The organism is Paenibacillus sp. GM2, assembly GCF_900069005.2.
GTDB lineage: Bacteria > Bacillota > Bacilli > Paenibacillales > Paenibacillaceae > Fontibacillus.
Map to the genome: position 1 here is coordinate 360,026 of NZ_LN831277.1, position 16,967 is coordinate 376,992.

At 44.8% G+C, this 16,967-nt stretch carries 16 protein-coding genes; 13 read left to right on the forward strand and 3 right to left on the reverse strand.

Annotated elements, in window-relative coordinates:
• Positions 1-3: 3 nt before the first annotated feature.
• A complete protein-coding gene (locus BN1360_RS05145) occupies positions 4-2,706 on the reverse strand; it encodes a putative bifunctional diguanylate cyclase/phosphodiesterase (protein WP_068778821.1) in 2,703 nt (900 codons plus the stop codon).
• Positions 2,707-2,929: 223 nt separating this feature from the next.
• On the opposite strand from BN1360_RS05145, the gene menA reads away from it, so the two are divergent.
• A complete protein-coding gene (gene menA, locus BN1360_RS05150) occupies positions 2,930-3,877 on the forward strand; it encodes a 1,4-dihydroxy-2-naphthoate polyprenyltransferase (protein ID WP_068778822.1) in 948 nt (315 codons plus the stop codon).
• A gap of 58 nt (positions 3,878-3,935) precedes the next feature.
• Here the strand turns inward: menA and BN1360_RS05155 are convergent, their stop codons facing one another.
• Entirely contained in the window at positions 3,936-4,439 is a 504-nt protein-coding gene (locus BN1360_RS05155) for a hypothetical protein (RefSeq protein WP_068778823.1), read from the reverse strand.
• Positions 4,440-4,737: 298 nt separating this feature from the next.
• Between BN1360_RS05155 and BN1360_RS05160 the strand changes: the two genes are divergently transcribed.
• From BN1360_RS05160 to BN1360_RS05170, 3 genes are all read left to right on the forward strand, one after another.
• Positions 4,738-5,604 (forward strand): prenyltransferase, encoded by an 867-nt coding sequence (locus BN1360_RS05160; protein WP_068778824.1) that lies wholly within the window; start codon positions 4,738-4,740, stop codon positions 5,602-5,604.
• A gap of 28 nt (positions 5,605-5,632) precedes the next feature.
• Positions 5,633-6,367, forward strand: a complete 735-nt coding sequence (locus tag BN1360_RS05165; protein ID WP_068778825.1) for a DUF6081 family protein — start codon at positions 5,633-5,635, stop codon at positions 6,365-6,367.
• Positions 6,368-6,483: 116 nt separating this feature from the next.
• Positions 6,484-6,657 (forward strand): hypothetical protein, encoded by a 174-nt coding sequence (locus BN1360_RS05170; protein WP_229520822.1) that lies wholly within the window; start codon positions 6,484-6,486, stop codon positions 6,655-6,657.
• Between the two features lie 116 nt (positions 6,658-6,773).
• Here the strand turns inward: BN1360_RS05170 and BN1360_RS05175 are convergent, their stop codons facing one another.
• The gene (locus tag BN1360_RS05175; RefSeq protein WP_082789936.1) at positions 6,774-6,905 is read right to left on the reverse strand and encodes a DUF4023 domain-containing protein; all 132 of its coding nucleotides are present in this window, start codon (positions 6,903-6,905) and stop codon (positions 6,774-6,776) included.
• Positions 6,906-7,288: 383 nt separating this feature from the next.
• On the opposite strand from BN1360_RS05175, the gene BN1360_RS05180 reads away from it, so the two are divergent.
• The 9 genes from BN1360_RS05180 to BN1360_RS05220 all read left to right on the forward strand — a co-directional run bounded on the left by BN1360_RS05180 (position 7,289) and on the right by BN1360_RS05220 (position 16,851).
• On the forward strand, positions 7,289-7,909 hold the full coding sequence (locus BN1360_RS05180) for a hypothetical protein (protein WP_068778827.1): 621 nt from the start codon (positions 7,289-7,291) through the stop codon (positions 7,907-7,909).
• Between the two features lie 166 nt (positions 7,910-8,075).
• Positions 8,076-9,119: a siderophore ABC transporter substrate-binding protein gene (locus BN1360_RS05185; RefSeq protein WP_068778828.1), complete on the forward strand. Its 1,044-nt coding sequence runs from the start codon at positions 8,076-8,078 to the stop codon at positions 9,117-9,119.
• Positions 9,120-9,139: 20 nt separating this feature from the next.
• Positions 9,140-10,147, forward strand: coding sequence for an ABC transporter permease (locus tag BN1360_RS05190; RefSeq protein ID WP_068778829.1), 1,008 nt, complete (start codon positions 9,140-9,142; stop codon positions 10,145-10,147).
• Complete coding sequence (locus tag BN1360_RS05195; RefSeq protein WP_068778830.1) at positions 10,144-11,208, forward strand: iron chelate uptake ABC transporter family permease subunit; 1,065 nt, start codon at positions 10,144-10,146, stop codon at positions 11,206-11,208. The genes BN1360_RS05190 and BN1360_RS05195 overlap by 4 nt, the downstream gene beginning before the upstream one ends.
• Entirely contained in the window at positions 11,205-11,957 is a 753-nt protein-coding gene (locus tag BN1360_RS05200; RefSeq protein ID WP_068778831.1) for an iron ABC transporter ATP-binding protein, read from the forward strand. Before BN1360_RS05195 ends, BN1360_RS05200 begins: the two co-directional genes overlap by 4 nt.
• A gap of 380 nt (positions 11,958-12,337) precedes the next feature.
• Entirely contained in the window at positions 12,338-13,795 is a 1,458-nt protein-coding gene (locus tag BN1360_RS05205) for a catalase (protein ID WP_068778832.1), read from the forward strand.
• Positions 13,755-14,138 (forward strand): DUF11 domain-containing protein, encoded by a 384-nt coding sequence (locus BN1360_RS05210; RefSeq protein ID WP_195714227.1) that lies wholly within the window; start codon positions 13,755-13,757, stop codon positions 14,136-14,138. The genes BN1360_RS05205 and BN1360_RS05210 overlap by 41 nt, the downstream gene beginning before the upstream one ends.
• 261 nt (positions 14,139-14,399) lie before the next feature.
• On the forward strand, positions 14,400-15,194 hold the full coding sequence (locus BN1360_RS05215) for an ABC transporter ATP-binding protein (protein WP_068778834.1): 795 nt from the start codon (positions 14,400-14,402) through the stop codon (positions 15,192-15,194).
• Complete coding sequence (locus BN1360_RS05220; RefSeq protein ID WP_068778835.1) at positions 15,187-16,851, forward strand: hypothetical protein; 1,665 nt, start codon at positions 15,187-15,189, stop codon at positions 16,849-16,851. The genes BN1360_RS05215 and BN1360_RS05220 overlap by 8 nt, the downstream gene beginning before the upstream one ends.
• Positions 16,852-16,967 lie beyond the last annotated feature (116 nt).

The window sequence follows — 16,967 nt, forward strand, 5'->3', positions numbered from 1 at the left end:
CTATTATCCTGCAGAGGCTGATCCATCCGCCGGCATCGAGCTTCCATCCCAGCGCAGCACGAATCGGGAGAACTCCAGCTCTGGCAGAGGCTTGCTGAACAGATAACCCTGAAATTGATCGCATTCCAGATCGGTCAAATATTTAAGCTCATCCGGCGATTCGATTCCTTCGGCAACGACCCTAAGATCCATATGATGCCCGAGTTCAATAACGGCACGTACGATCGAGGATTTCCGGCTGTCTTCGGTAATGCCTTGAATGAAGGAGCGGTCCAGCTTCATCTCGCTGATAGGCAAGCGATCCAGCTGGCTGAGCGAGGAATAACCGGTTCCAAAATCATCCATAGAAATATGGATCCCCATTGTCTTCAAATCCTCCATCATCCGCACGCCATACTCCACGTTTCTAATCAGCGTTCCCTCGGTAATCTCAAGCAAGAGGTACTGTGGCTCCAAACCGGTCTCATGGAGAATTCGGGTAATTGTCGGAATCAAGTTGCTTTGGTAGAAATGGCGGGCCGAGATATTGACGGCGACCGGGAAGCGAGGCATTCCTTCCAGCTGCCAGATTTTATTCTGGCGGCAGGCTTCTTGCAGCACCCATTCGTCAATATCAAGGATGACTCCGGAATTTTCCGCAAGCGGGATGAACTTGGCTGGAGACACCATGCCGTATTCCGGATGAAGCCAGCGGATCAAGGCCTCCGCTCCGATGACCTCACCTGAAGAGGCATCGATTTTCGGCTGATAATATAGCTTGAATTGACCATCCAGAAGAGCGGCTTTCAGCTCGTTCTCGAGCCGCATATTCTCCTCGCGCTGGTTCTCAATCAGACTATCGTAGAAATGATATAAACCGTCGCCTTGCTCCTTGGCTACATACATCGCGATATCGGCATTACGCATGACAGCATCGATATCATTTCCATCGTAGGGATATACACTGATGCCGACGCTTACAGACATATAGAGTGCCCGCCCATTAATCTCGAACGGTTCCTCGCATATATCGCAGATAGTCTGGGCGATTTGCTGAACATCGGAAATATGCTCGTAATGAAGAATGAACAAGAACTCATCTCCGCTCAGCCGGAACACCTTGCATTGCTCCGATATAATTCGGGAGAAGCGCTGAGCTATGTCATGAAGCAGTTCATTGCCGATAGCATGCCCAAGCGTATCGTTGACCTGTTTGAAGCGGTTCAGGTCAGCGAACATAATAGCAAAGGCGGGCGAATCCTCCGGAGTATCGTCGATCGGTTTATCGAGTCCCAGCGTCTTGATGTATTCCTGGAAGTGAAGACGATTAGGCAGTCCGGTCAATTCATCATAGTACGCTAAATGATGCAGCTTCTTCTCTGATTTAATGAGCCGGGTCGTCTGTTCCTCCAACAATCGAGTATTCTTGAGCGAGTTCTGGAACATATGAATCAAATTGCCGGACATGTATTTGAAGTTGTGAATCAGTGAGCGGATTTCGTAGATCGAGCTCTCCGGCCATTTGATCTTCTGGACGGTATACAGCTTGTCGGGCAAATCCGTCGTCAGAATAGCGAGCTGTGTCAATCCGCGCAGCAGGCGATGGTTCAGCCATTGGCCGATCGTTGAGCCGCAGATGACGAACAGCAGCAGACTCAGAAACTGAATGAGAAATTGTTTATAGATCAGTTCCTGGTCATGCGTCATCGGAACATACACGAATAATTGCAGCGCTCCCGAGGACTGGGTCTCAAGCGGCATTTGATAGACATAAGACGCTTCGTTCCACCCTTGAATCGGAAAGATCCGGTTGTCATAGGCAGGCACATTCATATAAAATTCATGCTTGCTTGATGTGTGAGGTGGATCGATGTCATAGTGATGGGAGCCTTCTGATGGAATCGGAGTATGGCTGGAAGCGATGATGGAGTTGTTATGGTCGATGATGGCGATCTGATAATATCCGTCTGACATCGGCTGCTGTGCAAGCTCCTGAATATAGACGCGGTAATCTTCTATGGACAGCGGCTGGCTGTTCATTTGCTGCAAGGCCGATAATTCTTTGGATATCGAGCTGGCTGCACTGGATGCCAGCTTGTAGGAATACTGCGATACTGAAGCATAACTGCTCCAGCTGTTATTTAAGATAAAGATAAGAAACGGCAGTGCGATAGAAACAATGATGATATGGAACAATACTTTACTGAAAAATAGCGGTTCGATCCGGAATGAAATTCCCGGCTTCAACCAGCGCTTAGGCAGGTATTTCCATATGATATCGGCAAACATCACATTAAACAGCCCATTGGTCGCAAATATCGTGATCAGCAGCCATAGCTCCATGGAGACGGTATGGTACATCGTCCAATAAGCCAGGAAAATAGCCGGAATCCCGATCACCATCCAGAACAATGCATCCGTGCGCAGCATCCGGTCTCTCTTGCTCCACTTCAGTGAAAGGCCGATGGCTATGATCTCAAGCAAAGATAGCAGCACAATATAAGGTCTATCCCATATGAATAGGGATACGCCGTAGACAAGAACGGCCGCAGCAAGACCATATATATTGCCATAGCAGCGAAGCAACAGCAGCAGGATAACGTTTGTGAACGACAATGAGATGCTAAAAATAAGGTGCAGCTCATGCGACTCGCAATAGAGGGCGAGTGCCAGGCCGGCCAGATAAGCCACGGCGAGCAGCAGGTTTCGTGATCTCCTTTGCATCATTTAGTGCCCCCTATGGAACAGATAATTATTGGAAATATAGGAGATTAGTGTATTGAACGCACCTCATTTAATTTCTACATGTTTACAGAATTATCCTCCATCATCATCAAATTACCCGGAAAAAATAGAAAAAAGTATGAATGGAAAGCTGGATTCATGTCGAAAAGTGTGTAATGATTATGAATTGTCAAGGACATATAGAATAGAGGGAATGACACTAAGTATGGCGATTAAGAAATTTTTGCAGCTAGTAGAAATTAAGACGAAGACGGCGAGTATGATCCCCTTCCTGTTCGGAACGGTATATGCGATATTTCGTTTTCAGGCATTCAAGCCAGAGCATTTTCTGTTAATGCTGTTCTCATTGCTCAGCTTCGACATGGCCACAACGGCCTTGAACAATTTTTACGACTATAAAAAAGCAGCCCGGAAGCATGGCTATGGCTATGAGATCCATAATCCGATCGTGAGTCACCGTATGAAGCCAGCGCGGGTCGTATTGCTGATTGGTGTATTACTGTTAATAGCGGTAAGCGCTGGGATCGCTTTGGTGTTTAAGACAGATCTGCTCATCCTGCTGCTGGGTGGACTTTCCTTTGCGGTAGGGATTCTCTACTCGTTCGGGCCCATTCCGATTTCAAGAATGCCGCTGGGGGAGATCTTCTCGGGTTTGTTCATGGGCTTTGTCATTATGTTCATATCCGCTTATATTCAGGCCGGGGACCGATTGGCCTCTCTGGTGCTGGAAGGGGGAGTGGTTGTACTTCAGGTGCATCTTTTGGAGGTTGTGCTTCTCTTCTTCGTATCGATTCCGGCAATTCTGGGTATTGCGAACATTATGCTGGCCAACAACATCTGTGATATCGAAGAGGATATTGAGAACAAGAGATATACCCTTCCAGTCTATATTGGCAGAGCGAATGCTTTAATGCTGTTCAGACTGCTGTATTATGTCGGCTTCATCGATCTGATCGTCCTGATCTTCCTGGGGGTTAACCCGCTGCTCTGTCTGCTGACTTTATTAACCCTGATTCCCATTAATAAAAACATCGGACGTTTCACCAGGCTTCAGACGAAGAAGGATACATTTGGACTCGCAGTCAAAAACTTTATGATGATGAATGGAGCGAGGATAATAGTCCTTACTGCGGCGATCCTTATATCCTTATAAAAGAGGCAGTTCGACAGCTGAAAGTAAGCTGTTTTGAACGCAAAGAAAAGCGGATCATTTAGATCCGCTTTTTTGGTGCAATCATAATTCCGGCGCCGATAATCACGAGGGCAATAGCTAACACAGGTTGTCCGAAGATCATACGGTTGTACAGCGCTCCGAGCGAAAATACAGCGAAGAACAGCAAGGAGAGACCAGCCAAAATGTTAATCGGGATGAGCAGGTACTTGTTGCGGTTGCCAAACCAGTAGAATTCGAACAGTCCCACTGCAGGAGCTAGAATGAAGCCTGGCCATAAATACTGCCAGCTATCGAACAGGGTGGAGATTTGGCAGACAAGTCCTACGGTGAACAATATGCCGCCAGGGATCAACAGTCCGGTTGCTCTGCGGCTGGTTACAGAGAAGTACATCCAGTGGAAGAATAGACCGAGGGGCAATACGAACATCGTTGGCCAGAATTGTCCGAACAAGGTGCCGGCACTAATCGCTTCTCTGCGGAAGAAGAGCAGGTACAAGCCGAGCAGAATGAGCACCGGGCCAAACCAGGATTTCTTATTCATTGATTACCGTCCTTTCAAGAGGTAGTTCAAAACTGCGTTTTTTGAACACTCACTTCAAAAATTATCTGCTAGTATCGTAACATAAATGTCCATGCCTCACTTCGGTCTCGGGGGAAGTAAAAATCTAGACTTTAGTCCAGTTGCTAGGTGAACCATTTTTCCACTATCCCTCCTAATGAAAAGGTGTATAATGAAAAGTGATAAATATCACATTTACAACTATGAAAGGAGCGTGGAGTAGCTGGTTAGCGTATGGTCAAGATTCAAAAAGGCTTCACGGTTCAAAGTGATTCCCGTCATGCTGGTTCCTGTATTCCTCGGAGCACTTGGGGCCTACGTGTGGAAGGGCATATTTCATCCGATGCTTTTTATTATTACATTAATCGGTGCGGGTGCGGCGCATCTGTTCTCGAATATGATCAATGATCTGTGGGATTACCGCAGCGGTGCAGATACGGCAGCCAATAACACTCCTGAGGTAATCTCGACCAATTCCGGTTATCTGGATAACGGAACCATGTCGGAGAGAACCTTTGCCATAATTACCTGGTCATTGCTCAGCTTGGCTGTACTTTGCGGCGTCGTGCTTAGTATATTCAGCGGCTGGCCCATTCTTATCTTCTCGGCGCTGGGGGGACTGATCGCGTATTATTATGTAGCGCCTCCTATCCAGTTTGGATACCGAGGGAAAGGCCTTAGTGAGCTGGCCATCCTGCTCTCTTTTGGCGTTCTGCCCATTATGGGATCATACTACGTGCAGACAGGAGACTTGAGCTTTCGCTCAGCCTTGCTGTCGCTGCCGATTGGGATTTTGACGACACTGCTGTTGTTTAATCACCATTTCCTGCACTGGCAGGCGGACAAGCAGGCCGGCAAAAATACATTGGTCGTGGTATGGGGCGAGAAACGGGCTTTGGGCTTCTCCAAAATGTTGCTGCTGCTTGCTTATGCTTCGCTAATTCTGTGTGTTGTACTTCGAATTCTGCCGGTCTATTCCTTGATTGGGCTAGTCACGGCGATTCCGTTATATCGGGTATACGGCAGATTGAAGGAGCATAATCCCTCCACGGCATACTTGCCGCTAATGGGGGCTTCGCAGAAGGCATCGGTCCGCTGTGGCCTGATTATGATTGTAACATTGTTCATCCAGGGCATGATTCAATAAATTCGAAGAGAAAGTGAGACGAACCTATATGGAAGAGCAAAAAATATTTGGAGATTTTCATACGATTTTAAATGAAGGACAGGTTTGGAAAATAGGCGGCTTCCCGCTGCCTGACGGCTCGTTCTGGGAATACCGTGAGCCTGAAGCGGTGGTTATTGTACGCAACGGGATTTTGTATGTCCGTGCACCATTAAGCCGTCAGAACCATCAGATCCAAATTCTCGATAATGCCAAGCATATGTATTATTCGGTTGAGGATGTCGTCGTTCCGGAAGAGGGCGAGGTCAGCTTCGAATTGCAAATCCGTGCCCGTACACAGAATACGGTGCCCGGCGATTTATATGACGGTTATGTATCACTGAATCTGCTTGACTTCACGACTGGGGCGGCGCTGGATTTCTTCGCGGGAAATGATAAATACGCGAGTGTCTATGCAGTTTTGCCATTCCCGGGTGTTAAAGTACCGGATAGCGACAAGACGAAATACTTCTGCGTGTTCAAGGAGGATACAGACTTTGAAGCGCGTGAATTCAATACTTATAAAATCACTTATAACCGGGCTCAGGACGAGGTTATCTTCTATCTCAATGGGAAAGAAGTACGCCGGGAGAGCGGTGTTCCGATCAAGTTCAACCGCTTTACAATTGCCTTGGGTATCATGACCGAGAAGGATATTTCTCCGGAAGGCAGCGTGTCCGTGCATGGCCAGACCGTTATTGCAGAGTATTCACCGGTAACGGTAACAATTAAGGACAATAACTAAGCCCTGCTATTCCGGCCTGGAAGGGTTGCCCTGCAAGGGTATAAAAACGGTTCCCGCGGCAGACGCTAACTAGCGATGACACTCTTAGCTTGTAGGGTCTGGAGGTGAATCGCAGCGTGGCGAAGCGAGACAAGAAAGCTGGCAATGGCAGCAGCAACGGGCAGAATGCAACGACCGGCAACGGTGGCGAAGGTGGTGCTGGGCGTCTAAGCCAGTTCAAGAACCATTCCAAGGACGGAAAGGGTGCTTCGGATGATTTCATATCCGGCACTGACAAATACCGCGGATAGGTCATGCGGTGCTAAAAAGTGGATCATCCCTATAACATTACTAAAAAGTCGCACTTGCAGATTGGCCTGCAAGTGCGGCTTTTTGGCCTTTTTGGCGTACCATCGGACCGGTGAAGCTATTTCTGCGTGCCGTGGGGTTTGCTGGGGAGCTGGCCTGCAGGGTTCCCTTTTCCCTGACGTCGTTTATTAGCTTCATCCTTGGCCTGCTTATCATGCAGCTCCTCAACGAACTCATGTGTGTTATCCATTTGAAGCATCCTCCTTGATGATCTGTCTTCTATAGCCCGTATCAGACGTTACTATGCCTCAATTGCCTTTATTTCATGCCAAACAGCTGATGATCCTAGCTGCTATGAATTAGGGTGAGAACTTACTAAAAATTAAATTTAAAATGGTTGACAAAGGTGACGGTATAATTTAGGCTAAATAATGATGGATTGATAATGATTATCATTATTGATCAAAAAACCCGTCTGTCTTGCCGGCAGCAATAACTTTGACTTCCTCTAGGCCAGGGGAAGGAAAGTAAGGACGAGAGATGAAGAAGATTTAGCAGCTTTGTTCATTCTATTATCCATAGCTTCCCTAATTATCGGGACTTAGGATATTTCACCACTGGAGATATTTCGATTTGATAGCAAACAATGGGGGGATTTTGTGGATTAGCCGGGTACCCCGATGGAATAACATCGTAATTATCGGCGTCAATATGAGCCTCGTCGGACTCAATTATGCAGCAGCTCACCCACAACAAAGTTCGTATCCCCGACCACGACGGGTACTGAGGATTCCGTCAACTTCATCTTATGGTATCGCTGATGCTGTTCAACTCAGCCGGACCGCTGATGAATTTGTATGCTCCCTGGTAGGTATATTTATTTTTATGAAAATTTTAAGCCGTCTGAAATTCAAAGACACTATCTTCATTCCGCTGGTCGGTTTGATGTTTGGCGGCATTGTAAATTCAGCCACGACTTTTTTCGCGTATAAATACAATTTGATTCAGGGTATGTCCGCCTGGCTTTACGGTGATTTCTCGATGATCATGCTGACTTTAATGAGTAAAAGTGTCCGTTTTTACTTTGTGGTCGAACTTGTGGTATTGTTCGCGGGCCTGCTGTACCAGATGCTCTTCCGGAGGGAAGGTCGGAGCATTTATCATCTGCTGCTGAATAGGCTGGTCTGCGGGTCATTCTTCTCCAGCGCAACATCTTTCTGGCAGAAATTGATTGACGTACTGTTAGCCGCTTAAATACTTACCGCTTAAAAGACGCTGATCTTAGTCGCTTCCTTGATCAGCTTCGTCGCTCTCGTCAGCGGCCAGCTGAATAAAAAGCACATAAAAAATATAGTGCAGATATTAATTTCATTAATTCAATAATTTGCTTGTCTATTAAGCTTATATCTTAGGAGGATATATGAGAAAATCTAATTACTTAAAATTAACAGTTGCCATTTTTGCCATTTTTGCTTTGGTTTTATCAGCTTGCTCGAACTCAAGTAATAAACCTGCCGCATCGAATCAATCAACTGCGTCGAATCAACCTGCTGCGTCGAATCAATCTGAGAAACCTTCGACGGTTGAAATCACTGATGCTCATGGAACCGTTACTGTCCCTGTAAACCCCAAAAATGTAGTTTCTTTGGATAGTAGGACTTTTGAAACTTTATCTGATTGGGGAATTCAACTAGCGGCTGCTCCAAAGGATGTAATGCCCGCGGATTCACCATATGTAAAGGATGACTCCGTTCAAAATATTGGGAATCACCGTGAACCAAATCTTGAGATCTTAGCAGCGGCAGACCCTGAACTTGTAATTATCGGTCAAAGATTTGCTAGCTATTATGAAGAGATAAAAAAATTAGTGCCAAATGCAGCTGTTATTGATCTTAATTTTGATGTTTCAGAAAAAGCATCTACACCGGGAGAAAACTTAGTAAATGGACTTAAGGATTCTACTATCTCTTTGGGGAAAATTTTTGATAAGAATGAAGAGGCTAAACAATTGATAGCTGATTTTGATAAAGCTGTCGAAGGTGCTAAGTCTGCATATAATGGAACAGATACAGTTATGAGTGTTATAGTTTCTGGTGGAAATATTGGTTTTTCGGCTCCTCATTCTGGACGTGTTTGGGGACCAATGTATGAGATTTTCGGATGGGTTCCAGCATTAGAAGTTGACGGTTCTTCTTCAGATCATCAAGGTGATGAGGTTTCTGTTGAAGCTATTGCACAAAGTAATCCTGAGTGGATTTTTGTACTAGATCGTGATGCTGCAGTATCTTCTACAACTGATGCCGTTCCTGCTCAGGATGTTATTAATAATTCACCTGCTCTTCAAAATGTAACTGCTGTTACGAAAGGGCAGATTGTTTATGCACCAAATGATACTTACACCAATGAATCAATTCAAACTTTTATAGAAGTATTTAATAACATTGCAAGTACTTTAGCTAAGTAGTTTAAAGGAGTATAACTATAGTGCTGAAAAATATAATTGCTGGGGTTGGGAAAAATTCTCAACCCCAGCTTTATAACCACAATAAGATATGGACAAAACCATTTATATTAGCGATTATAGCTGTTATTATTTTAGGCATTATATCACTGTTTACTGGTGCTTATGATATAAAGGGACAAGAGGATGGAATGGAAATGTTTTTCATAACTCGTGTTCCAAGAACAGCTGCACTAATGCTTACTGGAGCTGCAATGTCAATGGCAGGACTCGTAATGCAGCTGATTACACAGAATCGTTTAGTTGAACCTACCACAACAGGAACAATTGAATGGTCAGGTATGGGACTTCTTTTTGTTTATATATTATTCCCTGCACCCTCTTTAGTTTTAAGAATGACTGGTGCAATCATTTTTTCTTTTATAGGAACGATGATTTTCTTTTTGTTTTTAAGAAGAGTCAAACTTCGTTCGTCTTTAATTGTTCCGATTATTGGGATGATGCTTGGAGCAATTATTTCCGCAGTGTCCACTTTTATTGGCCTCGTTTTTCAAATGACGCAAAATATTGAAACTTGGTTCGTAGGTTCTTTTGCACCAGTTCAAGTTGGAAGATATGAATATTTATGGTTAATTATTATCGTTACTTTTTTTATTTTTATGTTTGCTGATCGGTTAACTATAGCTGGACTAGGGGAAGATGTTTCAACAAGTCTTGGAGTAAATTATAATAGGATCGTTCTTCTCGGTACGGGTCTTATTTCCGTTGCAGTTGGAATTGTTGCAGCTGTTATTGGGAATTTACCTTTTTTGGGGTTAATCGTGCCCAATATTGTTTCAATGTTTAGAGGAGATGATCTGAGGAGTAATTTGCCTTGGGTATGTGTGTTGGGAATGGGTACTATAACGGTTTGTGACATTATTTCTCGAACAATTATAATGCCTTTTGAAGTACCTGTCTCTTTAATTCTTGGAACAGTGGGGGCAGTCGTATTTATTGCTATTTTATTGAGACAAAGGAGGCTAAGATGAGCACATTAGAATATAGGAATCAAGAAAATGTCAAAATCAATCCTAGCCTTCATAATAAAAATAGGTCAGCCAGAGCTTTTCGTTCTAAGAAGGAAGAGAAACGTTATTGGATTTTGCTGATAACATTGATTGTTTTGGGCATTCTTTCAGCGTATGGGCTTTTGGTTTATAACAATCCAGTTCCAGTAGATTCTCCTTCTTTTATCCCAGTTGTCAGAAGAAGAATGGTAGCTCTTGGTGCAATGATTATTGCAGCAATTTGTCAGAGCTTGGCGACCGTTGCTTTCCAATCGATTACGAATAATAGGATTATAACTCCTTCGCTTTTAGGTTTTGAAGCACTTTACTCAGCAATTCATACTAGTACAATGTTTTTCTTTGGTGTCAGTGCATTTATAAGTTTTACTGGTATTGGATCATTCGTATTTCAAGTTGTCCTTATGGTTTTGCTTTGTTTGATACTATATGGATGGTTGCTTTCTGGAAAGTATGGAAACTTACAAATTATGCTTTTGGTTGGAATAATTATTGGAGTTGGGCTGAAATCTTTGTCATCTTTTATGAGAAGGCTTCTTGCGCCGTCTGAGTTTGATGTTCTACAGGCCAGATTGTTTGCTTCTGTTAATAATGCGGATGTTGGCTATTTTCCTATTGCAATTCCAATCGTGATAATTGCAGCATTCCTTATTTTTGCTTATTCCAAGAAATTAAATGTATTGTCACTTGGGAAGGATGTCTCCCCTTCTTTGGGAGTTAATCATAAATTTGGCGTAATTTATACTCTTGTATTGGTTGCTATTTTGATGTCCATTTCAACGGCTTTAGTTGGACCACTTACTTTCTATGGATTTTTAGTTGCAACTTTGAGTTATCAAGCAGCACCCACGTATGATCATAAATATATATTTCCAATGGCTTTTGCTATCGGATTTGTGATAATAACGGCTGCATACTTTTTTATGTACCATATTTTCAATGCTCAAGGTGTAGTTTCAGTTATTATCGAACTGTTTGGTGGAATAACATTTCTAATTGTAGTCTTAAGGAAGAGGGCTTTATGATAAAAATTGATAATGTTAGAAAGTTGTATACTAATGAGGTAAGTATAGGACCATTAAATATTGAAATACCTAAAGCTGGTCTTACTTCTTTAATTGGGCCAAATGGCGCTGGAAAGTCCACGACACTTCTGATGATCGGCAGACTTTTGGGTATGGATGAAGGTCAAATCAGGGTGGCCAATATGGATGTTTCTAAAACGAAATCAGAAGACTTAGCAAAAGTTTTGACTATTTTACGACAAGAAAATCATTTTGTAACGAAGCTTACTGTTAGGCAACTAGCGGGTTTTGGACGTTTTCCTTATTCAAAAGGAAGATTAACTAAAGAGGATGAGGCCATTATTTCCAAATATATCGATTTTTTAGATTTGACAGATTTAGAAAATAGATATTTAGATGAGCTTTCTGGTGGTCAAAGGCAAAGGGCATATGTAGCAATGGTTTTGTGCCAAGAGACTGAATATGTCCTTTTGGACGAGCCTCTGAACAATCTTGATGTTGCTCGCTCTGTTCAAATGATGGAGCATTTGAGGCATGCTGCTAATGAATTTGGAAGAACAATTCTGACTGTTATGCATGATATCAATTTTGCAGCCAAATATTCTGATAGAATATGTGCTATGAAAAATGGACAAATTGCCGCTTTTGGAACAGTAGAAGAGGTTATGGATCCAGCAATTTTAACAGATATTTTCGAAACAAAAATAGAGATTATCGATGGTCCTTATGGGCCAATAGCGATTTATTAGTTATTAAATGCTATTCCGTTTGCAATAACCCAGAGGAATAATCAATTCGCCTATGGGATTCTTTAACATGAGCTTCATAATTAATGAAATCAGTTCGATCACATAAACATTTACGGCAGTTATGATTACTAAAACTGTTCAAAATGACAAAACGAATATAAACGTTACAATTGATGGCTATTTAACATTACCAGATGACAATAACTACCGGGCTTTGCTTTTTGTTATGGATATAGAATTTATGGATCTTCATGGATCTTCATCTGACCTACATATGAAGTACATTTGATCTACACGCAAAATTTCAGGTGAAAATGTTAGAATTTATTTTAGAACTTAGAATAAGTCTAAATATAGAAACCTGAAAGGATGAATTATATATGGATAACCGATTGACGACTAATCAAGGCGCCCCGGTTGGCGATAATCAGAACTCACGTACAGCGGGGCAAAGAGGGCCAACATTGCTTGAGGACTATCACCTGCTGGAGAAACTGGGGCATTTTGATCGTGAACGAATTCCGGAGCGTGTTGTTCATGCCCGGGGCGCGGGAGCGCACGGGGTATTTGTAACAGAACAGAGCATGTCGGGGTATACGAAGGCTCATTTCTTGCAGGAGGTTGGCCGCGAGACGCCGGTATTCGTCCGTTTCTCTACAGTCATTCATGGAACAGGATCTCCGGAGACCGCCCGTGATCCGCGGGGCTTCGCTGTAAAGATCTACACGGAGGAAGGCAACTACGATCTGGTCGGGAATCATCTTCCCGTCTTCTTTATCCGCGATGCAATCAAATTCCCGGACATGGTGCACTCGCTGAAGCCAGCTCCAAATACAAATATTCAAGAGCCGGCCCGCTATTGGGACTTCATGACTCTATCAACGGAATCGACGCATATGATGACCTGGTTGTTCTCGGATAACGGCACTCCGGCCAGTTATCGGCAGATGGACGGTTTTGGTGTTCACGCGTTTAAATGGATTAATGCAGAAGGCAAGTTGACATATGTGAAGTATACGTGGAAATCGAAGCAGGGGGTAAAGAATCTGTCGGCTGAGGAGGTACAGGAAGTGCAGGGGCGTGATTTTAACCATGCGACCCGCGATCTGCATGATCATATCGAACAAGGGGATTTTCCGCGGTGGGAGCTACATGTGCAGCTGATGCCGGTGGACGATCTGGACCGCTGGGGCTTCGATCCGCTCGATCCTACCAAGGTATGGCCGGAAGATCATTACCCGCTCGTTAAGGTTGGCACGATGATATTAAACCATAACCCTGCCAATTATTTTGCTGAAGTCGAACAGGTCGCCTTCTCACCGAGCGTGCTTGTGCCGGGAATCGAGCCCTCCGAGGATAAGCTGCTGCAAGGACGTCTATTCTCTTATCCGGATACACAGCGCTACCGTCTGGGAGCTAACTATTTGCAAATCCCAGTGAATTGCCCCTATGCTCCGGTACGGAATCATCAACGCGACGGTTTAATGAATGTGAAGCAGGACCCTTCACCTGTCAACTACGAACCGAACAGCTTCGAGGACAGTCCTAAGGAAGTGCCAGAGTATCAAGAGAGTGTAGCGCCGCTGAGCGGTCAGGCTGGCCGGGAACGGATTGCCAAGACAGATGATTTTACACAGGCTGGAGAACTGTATCGCAGCTTCACAGCCGAAGAGCGCGACCATCTGATCTCGAATCTGGTCAATGATCTGCGCCAGACTAATGAGCAGATTCAATTGCGGGCGATCTGCAATTTCTTCCGTGCAGACAGTGAATATGGCATGCGATTGGCCCAAGCGCTTGGCGTTGATATTAGCGGATTTATGCCTCAAGAGAAATGATCAGTTCCATTACACGCTACTTGTCGCCAATCACGGCAGCGTCCCTGTTTTGGACACCGTGCTTACGGATCTGCTGCAGGAAGGACTCCGCTTTGTCCATGGCAGTGTCACGATAGACGGCAGGCTAGTGGGGGCGGCTAATCCGGAGAAAGGGATTGCTCTCGGAAGCCTAGTCCCGGGCCAGACTGTCAAGATTGTGTTCAAGGTCAAAGCCATCTTTGTCCCATCAAAGAGGAAGGTCGAGAATCTGGCGCATGCCTCTTTCCGTCCGGAGGGTACGAATCAGAGTTTCCAGGTCAGCTCTAATGTGGTTGTAGTTCATATTCTTGAGCATGAAGAATAGAGAAGACTTGCGGCGGTTATGAGCGTATGAGGACTTGAAGCAAGCTATGCAAATACCGTAGAGAACCTTGGTCTGGCGATGCCGAACCAAGGTTCTTTTGTGCCATGTGTCAACCCGTTTAGACCGGATTATGCAATATCTCTCCTACGAAACGATTTGAAGTCATGATATAGTGAAGCAAGAATGAGCAAAAACGTAGGGTCCTGCATAATGATCCAAATGGAACTATCCCTCCAATACGATTTTTAAGGAGATGAAGCGATGAACAGTGTAATGCCGATCATAACAATTCGGGATTTACGTAAGCGCTACGGGGATCGTTACGTACTTAACGGAGTCGATCTGGATGTCTACCCCGGACAGATTATCGGGTACATAGGACCCAATGGCGCGGGGAAGAGCACAACGGTGAAGATTATGCTTGGCCTTGTGGGTGAGTATTCAGGCGAAGTCAGCATTATTGGCCAAAGCCCTGATTCTGGAGACGTAGAATATAAACGCAGAATCGGCTATGTGCCGGAGGTTGCTGAGATGTATGATACATTAACACCACACGAGTACTTGACCTTTATTGGCGAGTTATATGGTTTATCTATGGAGGAAGCGGAGTATAAGGCGCGTAAATTGATGAACCGCTTCGGGCTGGAGCAGGTGTTCAATCAGCGTATCGCCTCCTTCTCCAAAGGGATGAAGCAGAAGGTGCTGATCATATCCAGCCTGCTGCATAATCCGGATATTTTATTTCTGGATGAGCCGCTGAGCGGCCTTGACGCTAATAGCGTTATGGTAGTGAAGGAGATATTAGCGTTGCTGGCGTCGTCGGGCAAGACGATCTTTTACTCCTCGCACATGATGGATGTGGTAGAGAAGATCAGCAACCGCATTATTTTGCTCGATGGGGGACGAGTTGTCGCGGACGGCAGCTTCGAAGAGCTGAAGGGAAAGAGTCAGGAGGGATCGCTGGAGCAAATATTCAATCAGTTGACGGGCTTCAATGAGCATAAACAGATTGCTGAGCAATTCGTAGCCATTGTGAGAGGTGAGGCGGATGTATGAGCCAAGGTCCCTGAAGCTTCTTGATCGGTTTCAAGGCGTATTCTCTCGGCTCGGCATCGATTATCCTGTCATGCGGCGCATTCTGCAAGTGAAGCTGACGATGGATGCCCGGAGAGTACCTACAATCGTAGGCAAGTCGAAGCAATCAAGTGCTAGTTCGACCGTGAACGAGCGGAATCAATTTGTGCGCTCGCTCTGGGTTTACGCCATTTATGGCGCTCTATGCTCTGTCTTTATGTGGATGGGGGACAGCTACTTTTTTCAGATGAGCCTGACTTTTGGTGTTCTGATGTTCATTATCATGACTTCGCTGATTTCCGACTTTTCCTCTGTCCTGCTGGATATTCGCGATCGCAATATACTGGCGACGAAGCCGGTGCATCGCCGAACCTTGGCGATGGCGAAGACGCTGCATATATGTATTTATTTGCTGCTGCTGACGGGGGCGATTGCTTCTATACCGCTTGCTACGGCGTTAATTAAGCATGGGATCGGATTCTTCCTGTTATTTGCGGTTGAGCTTATTCTTATGAATCTGCTCATTGTAGCTCTCACGGCTTTAATCTATTTAACCGTACTTAAATTTTTTGATGGCGAGAAGCTGAAGGATATTATTAACTATGTCCAAATTGGGCTTACGATCGCCATGACGATAGGGTACCAGCTACTGTCGCGGATGTTTAATCTGATCGATATTCAGGTCACCTTCCAGCCTAAGTGGTATCAATTTTATATTATACCGATATGGTTCGCGGCACCCTTCGAGAGTGTGCTTCATGGCAAAGGGAATTTAATATTTACCGTGTTCTCCCTGCTTGGTCTCGTTATACCCATCTTGGCCTTTATGATCTACATCCGGCTGATGCCGTCGATGGAACGTCACCTGCAGAAGCTGGCCGATCCTGGAGGGCGGCCTTCCAGAGGTAAGGGGAAGCTGCCTTATTGGCTGTCCCGCCTATTTTGTTCCGGCTCGCAGGAGCAAGGATTCTTCCGCCTGGCCTGGTCGATGATGGGCAATGAACGGGATTTTAAGCTTAAAGTGTATCCCATTCTGGGGTTCTCGATTATATTCCCGTTTATCTTTCTATTTAGCTCCGGGCTGGGAGAAGGTATCTCTGAGCTTAGGGGAACTGGAAAATACTTATTCATTTATTTCTCCGGGGCGATGATCTCTACAATTATCATGATGCTGCAGTATTCCAGCAAGTATAAAGCCTCCTGGATATATAAGGCACTTCCGATCAGCGATGAGGTGCAAATATATAGAGGGACGTTGGTGGCTGCATTCGTTCGCTTGATCATGCCGTTGTTTGTTGTACAGGGAGCTATATTTTGCTTCTTGTTTGGGGCCGTCATTCTTCCGGATTTGATTACTGCTGGATTAGGAATGCTATTGTATACAGCGATTTGTCACTTCCTCCTGCATAATCAACTGCCTTTTTCCCGACCGTTTGAGGTCGCACAGCAGAATGCGGGGATGAAGACCCTCCCGTTATTGCTGCTGCTTGGAGGTTTTGGAGTTGTGCACTTGATTATGACCCGAATCCATTACGGGGTATATATGTACACACTTCTGCTGATTGTGCTTAATTTCTTCGTGTGGCACCCGAACCGTAAGTGGTTTGGCAAATTTACTCGCAGGGCCAGTCAAGAATAACTCTCGAAAATGTTAAAAAGGAGTCGGGTGAAGAGAGCCAAAAACAGGCTGGATTCACCCGTTTTTGATGCGACTCCGAGTCTGACAAAAAAGTTTCACAATTTGGAAGAGAGTCC

Excerpts from the sequence above, each read along its gene's own strand:
- BN1360_RS05205 (WP_068778832.1), top strand. The coding sequence starts at position 12,338 with ATGGATAACCGATTGACGACTAATCAAGGCGCCCCGGTTGGCGATAAT.
- BN1360_RS05200 (WP_068778831.1), top strand. The coding sequence starts at position 11,205 with ATGATAAAAATTGATAATGTTAGAAAGTTGTATACTAATGAGGTAAGT.
- BN1360_RS05155 (WP_068778823.1), bottom strand. The coding sequence starts at position 4,439 with ATGAATAAGAAATCCTGGTTTGGCCCGGTGCTCATTCTGCTCGGCTTG.
- BN1360_RS05185 (WP_068778828.1), top strand. The coding sequence starts at position 8,076 with ATGAGAAAATCTAATTACTTAAAATTAACAGTTGCCATTTTTGCCATT.
- BN1360_RS05145 (WP_068778821.1), bottom strand. The coding sequence starts at position 2,706 with ATGATGCAAAGGAGATCACGAAACCTGCTGCTCGCCGTGGCTTATCTG.
- BN1360_RS05165 (WP_068778825.1), top strand. The coding sequence starts at position 5,633 with ATGGAAGAGCAAAAAATATTTGGAGATTTTCATACGATTTTAAATGAA.
- menA (WP_068778822.1), top strand. The coding sequence starts at position 2,930 with ATGGCGATTAAGAAATTTTTGCAGCTAGTAGAAATTAAGACGAAGACG.
- BN1360_RS05160 (WP_068778824.1), top strand. The coding sequence starts at position 4,738 with ATGCTGGTTCCTGTATTCCTCGGAGCACTTGGGGCCTACGTGTGGAAG.
- BN1360_RS05220 (WP_068778835.1), top strand. The coding sequence starts at position 15,187 with ATGTATGAGCCAAGGTCCCTGAAGCTTCTTGATCGGTTTCAAGGCGTA.
- BN1360_RS05175 (WP_082789936.1), bottom strand. The coding sequence starts at position 6,905 with ATGGATAACACACATGAGTTCGTTGAGGAGCTGCATGATAAGCAGGCC.
- BN1360_RS05215 (WP_068778834.1), top strand. The coding sequence starts at position 14,400 with ATGAACAGTGTAATGCCGATCATAACAATTCGGGATTTACGTAAGCGC.
- BN1360_RS05195 (WP_068778830.1), top strand. The coding sequence starts at position 10,144 with ATGAGCACATTAGAATATAGGAATCAAGAAAATGTCAAAATCAATCCT.